A 3445-nucleotide genomic window follows, 5' to 3' on the forward strand; every position below is an offset into this window, starting at 1 on the left:
TTTTATTTGACAATTCTGAAGCCCTTCTGCAATAGTCAGACGCTTCATCTAACGCCGGGTCATCCGGTCGACGTGCATGGACCCTGTCAGGCTGCATCAGCGTCATAGGCCTGTATAGGCCAGTTCGATTCCTACACCTCGGCCAGGTTGTCCCCGACGGCGATGTTCACCGTCAGCGGCACCGCCAGCTCGTACACCCCTTCCATGGCTTGCCGGAGCAGCGCCGCGGTGGCGTCCACCTGGTCGGCGGGTGCCTCCAGGACCAGCTCGTCGTGGATCTGGAGGAGGAGGCGGCTATTCAGGCCAGCCTGGCGCAGCTGCCGGTCCGCGGCCAGCATGGCCAGCTTGATGAGGTCGGCGGCGCTGCCCTGGATGGGGGTGTTGATGGCGGTGCGCTCGGCCAGCTCCCGGGCCACCTTGTTGGAGCTGGCGATGTCCGGCAGCGGGCGGCGGCGGCCGAGGATGGTGGTGACGAAGCCGTCTCGTCGGGCCTGGGCGATGACCTCGTCCATGAAGCGGCGCACGCCGGGGTAGTGCGCGAAATAGCGGTCGATGAAGGTCTGGGCCTCCTTGCGGCTGATGTTGAGCTGATTGGCGAGACCGAAGGCGCTCATGCCGTAGATGATGCCGAAGTTGATGCTCTTGGCCACCCGCCGCATCTCCTTGGTCACCATGCCGGGCAGGGCGCGGAAGATCTCCAGGGCGGTGCGGTCATGGATGTCGTCGCCACTGCGGAAGGCGGCCAGGAGGGCCGGGTCCTGGGAGTAGTGGGCCACGACCCGAAGGTCGATCTGGGAGTAGTCGCCGGCCACGAGGCGCCAGCCGGTCTCGGGCACGAAGGCGGAGCGGATCCTTTGCCCTTCGGCAGTGCGGATGGGGATGTTCTGGAGGTTGGGCTCGCTGGAGGACAGCCTGCCGGTGGCCGCCACCGTCTGGTTGAAGGAGGTGTGCACCCGGCCGGTGACCGGGTCGATCAGGGCGGGCAGGGCGTCGACGTACGTGTTTTTGAGCTTGGCCAGGTTGCGGAAGGTGATGACCGCAGCCGGCAGCTCATGCAAGGGGGCGAGCTTTTCCAGCACCGCGGCATCGGTGGAGTAGCCGGTCTTGGTCTTTTTGCCCTGGGGCAGGCCCAGGCGCTCGAAGAGCACCTCGCCCAGCTGCTTCGGGGAGTTGATGTTGAAGCTCACCCCGGCCAGGCGATGGATCTCCTCTTCCAGGAAGGTCAGCTCGGCGGCAAGCTCCGTGGACAGCCGGGCCAGGACGGACGGCTCCACCCGGATGCCGGTCTGCTCCATGGCGGCCAGGATCGGCACCAGGGGCATCTCCACCCGGGCAAAGAGGTCCAGGAGCCCCAGGCGGGCCAGCTCCGGGGAAAGATGCTGCCAGAGCAGGAGGCAGGCGCGCACGTCCTCGCCGGTGTACGGGCAGGCCGCATCCGGCGGTACGTAGGCGAAGGCGTCCGGCCGCCGGTCGTTGGCCGTCACCTGGGCGAAGCTGGTGAGGCGAACGCCCAGGATCTCCTCGGCCAGGAGGTCGAGCTTGTGGCTGGGGCGGTTGGGGGCCACCAGGTAGGAGGCGATCATGCTGTCCAGCCAGGGACCGGCCAGGGGCAGGCCATGGGCCGCGAGGACGGCGGCGTCGAATTTCATGTTGTGGGCGAGCTTCGGCAGGTCGGTCCGGGCAAGAAGAGGCGCCAGGATCGGCCGGACGGCGTCCAGAGACAGCTGGCCGGGCAGGAGCTGGCCGTTCGCGTCCCGGTGCCCGATGGGCAGGTAGATGATCTCTTCCGGGGCGGCGGCCAGGCCCAGGCCAACGAGCTTCGCCCTCTTGGGATCGAGGGCGGTGGTCTCGCAGTCCAGGGCCACGAGGGAGGCATTCCGCCAGGAGGCCACCAGGCGGGCCAGCTCCTCCGGATCGGCCAGCACCCGGCAGCCGGCGGTGGACAGGGCCTCGGCGGGCAGCTCGCTCTTGAGCAGCCGGTTGAAGCCCAGCTCGGTGAAGAGGGAGCGCAGAGCCGCGCAGTCCGGGGGTGGCACCAGGTAGGCCTCGGCGCTGGCCGGCACCGCCAGATCGTCCCGCAGCCGCACCAGATCCCGGGCGAAAAAGGCCTGGGTTTTGGCCGCGACCAACCTCTCCCGGGTCCGGGCGCTGGCCAGGGCCGGCAGCCCCTGGTAGAGGGCATCCAGGGAGGGGAAGCGGCCCAGAAGCTCGGCGCCGGTCTTGGGGCCGATGCCAGGCACGCCGGGGATGTTGTCCGAGGCATCCCCCAGGAGGGCGAAGAGGTCCACGAGCTGCTCAGGCCCCACTCCGTAACGATCCTTGACCGCCGCCGGATCGAAGAGCCGCTCGGCCATGGGATCCCAGACCGTGATGTCATCGTCCACCAGCTGCAGGAGATCCTTGTCCCCGGAGACGATGACCACCGGCTGGCCGCGGCGGGCGAGGGCCCGGGCCGCCGAGGCGATGAGATCGTCCGCCTCCTGGCCGGCCTCCTCCAGGATCGCCAGGCGGTAAGCCGCCACCACCTTCTTCACCCAGGGGATCTGCTGCGCCAGATCCTCGGGCATGGGGGGGCGGTGGGCCTTGTAGCCCGGGAAGAGCTGGTGCCGGAAGGTGGGGCCGCGGCTGTCGTAGGCCACCGCCAGGTAGCGGGGGGCGCGCTCCCGCAGGATCTTCAAAAGGGTGTTGGTGAAGCCCAGGGTGGCGTGCGTGAGCAGCCCGGCGGCATTGGATAAGGGGCGGATGGCGTGGAAGGCCCGGTAGATGTAGGCGCTGCCATCGAGGAGATAGACCGGCGGCGGGCTGGGCATGGCAGGCTCCGAAAAGGGTCGGTAGATTGTCTCCGGTTGGGGTCGACTGAGGGCAGTTGTACCAGTTGGCGCCAGCCTTGCCAACCGGCAACCGGCGGCAACAAAGCTTTCAAGTCTGCCTGCTGCCGGACGATAAGCTTATCAGAAGGTGATGGATGAGACGGTGATCACGCCTTCTTGGGGGGATGGCACCGGCCGCGAGCCGGGAGCCGCCCGGGCCGTCATAGCAGGGGACAAGAACTGAGAGGCGAAGGGCGGGCTCCTTCGCGGCCATGCCGGCCGCGGAACAGGAACGCCCGGGAGAGAGGGGCCATGAAGATCACGGATGCCATGCCAGTCAAGCCAGGGGCCAAGATCGGGGCCGGCAAGGAGATCCGCCGGGAAGGTGAGGTGCGGCCCGCAGGCGGCGTCCTGACCGGCGACCGGGTGGAGCTGTCCAGCGACTCCCGGGAGGTGCGGGAGGCCCAGCGGGTGCTGCAGGAGGTGCCGGAGGTGCGCACAGAGCTGGTCCAGGCCCTGAAGGCCAAGATCGAGCGCAACGAATACCACGTGGACGCCGGGGATATCGCCGACAAGATGCTGGGCAGCCTCTTGGGGGACCTGGGCATCCCCAAGGGCTGAGGAAGCAGCAGCCA

2 protein-coding genes are annotated in these 3445 nt (G+C 68.3%); one reads left to right on the forward strand and one right to left on the reverse strand.

Annotated elements, in window-relative coordinates; all coding sequences use genetic code 11:
- Nucleotides 1-131: 131 nt before the first annotated feature.
- Nucleotides 132-2810 (reverse strand): DNA polymerase I, encoded by a 2679-nt coding sequence (gene polA, locus AB1634_19010; protein ID MEW6221602.1) that lies wholly within the window; start codon nt 2808-2810, stop codon nt 132-134.
- 312 nt (nt 2811-3122) lie between these two features.
- Here polA and flgM point away from each other — a divergent pair, with 312 nt between their 5' ends.
- On the forward strand, nt 3123-3431 hold the full coding sequence (gene flgM, locus AB1634_19015) for a flagellar biosynthesis anti-sigma factor FlgM (protein MEW6221603.1): 309 nt from the start codon (nt 3123-3125) through the stop codon (nt 3429-3431).
- The last annotated feature ends 14 nt before the right edge of the window (nt 3432-3445 follow it).

Source organism: Thermodesulfobacteriota bacterium (assembly GCA_040755095.1).
Lineage (GTDB): Bacteria > Desulfobacterota > Desulfobulbia > Desulfobulbales > JBFMBH01 > JBFMBH01.

Excerpts from the sequence above, each read along its gene's own strand:
- polA (MEW6221602.1), bottom strand. The coding sequence starts at position 2,810 with ATGCCCAGCCCGCCGCCGGTCTATCTCCTCGATGGCAGCGCCTACATC.
- flgM (MEW6221603.1), top strand. The coding sequence starts at position 3,123 with ATGAAGATCACGGATGCCATGCCAGTCAAGCCAGGGGCCAAGATCGGG.